Genomic DNA, 2,198 nt, shown 5'->3' with positions numbered 1-2,198 from the left:
TGTTGGATTCGAGGATGTTCGGGAACCCGGGTGATGTGCCGTTGGTGGGTGACTGGAACGGGGACGGGAAGGACACGTTCGGTGTGTACCGTCCGTCGGAGGGCTGGTTCTACCTGTCGAACGACAACGTGAGTGTTGCGGTGAATGCGGGTTTCGGGAACCTGGGTGATGTGCCGTTGGTGGGTGACTGGAACGGGGACGGGAAGGACACGATCGGGATCTACCGTCCGTCGACGCAGGACTTCGTGTGGACTGATGACAACGTGAATGTGGTCAGGACGCAGCAGATGGGGTCCGCGGGGGACGTTCCGGTGGTGGGTGACTGGAACGGGGACGGGAGGGACACGATCGGTGTGTACCGTCCGTCCGAGGCGAATTTCTATCTGACGGATTCGAGTTCGGGCGCGTCGGTGGATCACTGGGTGGCGTTCGGCAATCACTACGAGACGCCGATCGTGGGTGACTGGGACGGTGACGGCCGGGACGAGGTCGGTGTGCACCGGTCGTCGACGGCCGAGTTCCTGGGCGCGGCCTACGACTCGAGCACCCTGGCCTACCGGGTTGCGTTCGGGAACCACGGCGACACCCCCATCACCGGCACCTGGTAACCCACGGCACTGATCGTTCGCGTGGGCCCGCCGGCCACCGCTCTGCCGGCCCGCGTTGCCGACAGACCTGCTCACGACCCGTGCGAACTCGGAGAGGCCATTCCTCTCGTCGAGCACCGACACGGCCCGCCCCGGGGCTCCGCCTCGGCGGCACCTTCACCTTCACCGGACGCCGGGTTCGGCACGCACGGATCGTCTGTGCCGAACCCCGACCCAAGGAGATCCACACCCATGCCATCAGCCGAGCGAACCGGACGACGGGGCGCACTCGCCGCAACCGTCGCGGTCGGGGCCCTGCTCAGCGGAGCCCTGGGCACCGCGGCACAGGCCGCTCCGTCCGCTTCGGACCTCAAGTCCGTCAGCTACCAGGGCCATCAATTCGACGTTCCGAAGAGCTGGCCCGTCGTCGACCTGGCGGCCGACCCGACCGCCTGCGTCCGCTTCGACCGGCATGCCGTCTACCTCGGCACTCCTGGCGAGAACCAGGCCTGCCCGTCCGGACTGGTGGGCCGCACGGAGTCGCTGCTCGTCCAGCCGGACGCCATCGATGCCGCCGGGCAGGGAACCGAACTGTCCGAGGTCGGCAAGGAGATCGTCAGCCGAGTGCCGGGTCTCAAGGTCACGGCCACCTACGCCGACGACCTCGGCCTGGTGCGGTCGGTCCTGGACCGCGCCGGCCTGCCGCGCGCCACCCCGCGGAAGGCGGCCGCGAACGAGGCCCCCGCCCCCGCGGCCACCACCCTCACGGTGAACGGCTCGGCCGACCTCACCAACCACATCGGCAAGGGCTTCGACGCCTGCTCGGCGCCGAGCAACGGACTGATGGACTCCTGGAAGGCGAACTCGCCCTACGGGGCGGTCGGTGTCTACATCGGCGGCAGCAACCGCGGCTGCTCTCAGCCCAACCTCACCGCGTCCTGGGTGCAGCGGCAGGCCGGCAACGGCTGGCGGTTCCTGCCGATCTACGTCGGGCTCTACGCCCACCAGATCGACTCCGCGAACGCCGCGTCCCAGGGGCACGCGGCCGCGGACGACGCAGCCGACCAGGCCGCCCAACTGGGCTTCGGCCAGGGCTCCCTGATCTACAACGACATGGAGGACTACAGTCCCACCTACTCGGGGAGGGTCCTTTCCTTCCTCTCCGCGTGGACGACACGACTGCACGAGCGCGGCTACAACTCCGGTGTCTACAGCTCTTCGAGCTCCGGCATCGCCGACCTCGTGAATAACCGGTCGAACGGCTACGCGGTCCCCGATGTTCTGTTCACCGCGCGCTGGAACGGCGTCGCGAACACCGATGATCCGGTTATCCCGGCCGGCACCTGGGCGAACCATCAGCGCGTTCACCAGTACAGGGGCAACACCACCGAGACGTGGGGCGGCTACACGCTCCAGATCGACCAGGACTACCTGGACGTGCAGCTCAGTGGTGGAACCACGGCACGGCCCACGAGTGTGGGTGTGTATCGGCCGGGGGAGGCGTTGTTCGCGGTGGCTGATCATGGTGGGAACGTGTTGGATTCGAGGATGTTCGGGAACCCGGGTGATGTGCCGTTGGTGGGTGACTGGAACGGGGACGGGAAGGACACG

The 2,198-nt window shown here is 67.7% G+C and carries 1 protein-coding gene and 1 pseudogene; both read left to right on the top strand.

The genetic code is table 11. From position 1 onward, the window contains the following. Positions 1–608: pseudogene (locus ACFWP2_RS39550) on the top strand (hypothetical protein); the annotation flags it as partial. Between the two features lie 231 nt (positions 609–839). Further along, a partial coding sequence (locus ACFWP2_RS39545; RefSeq protein ID WP_380460967.1) for a DUF1906 domain-containing protein occupies positions 840–2,198 on the top strand: 1,359 nt, incomplete at its 3' end.

The sequence above is a fragment of the Kitasatospora sp. NPDC058444 genome (genome assembly GCF_042721415.1).
GTDB lineage: Bacteria > Actinomycetota > Actinomycetes > Streptomycetales > Streptomycetaceae > Kitasatospora.
Note: the sequence above shows the minus strand (reverse complement) of the source record. Positions and strands in the feature narration are given on the sequence as shown.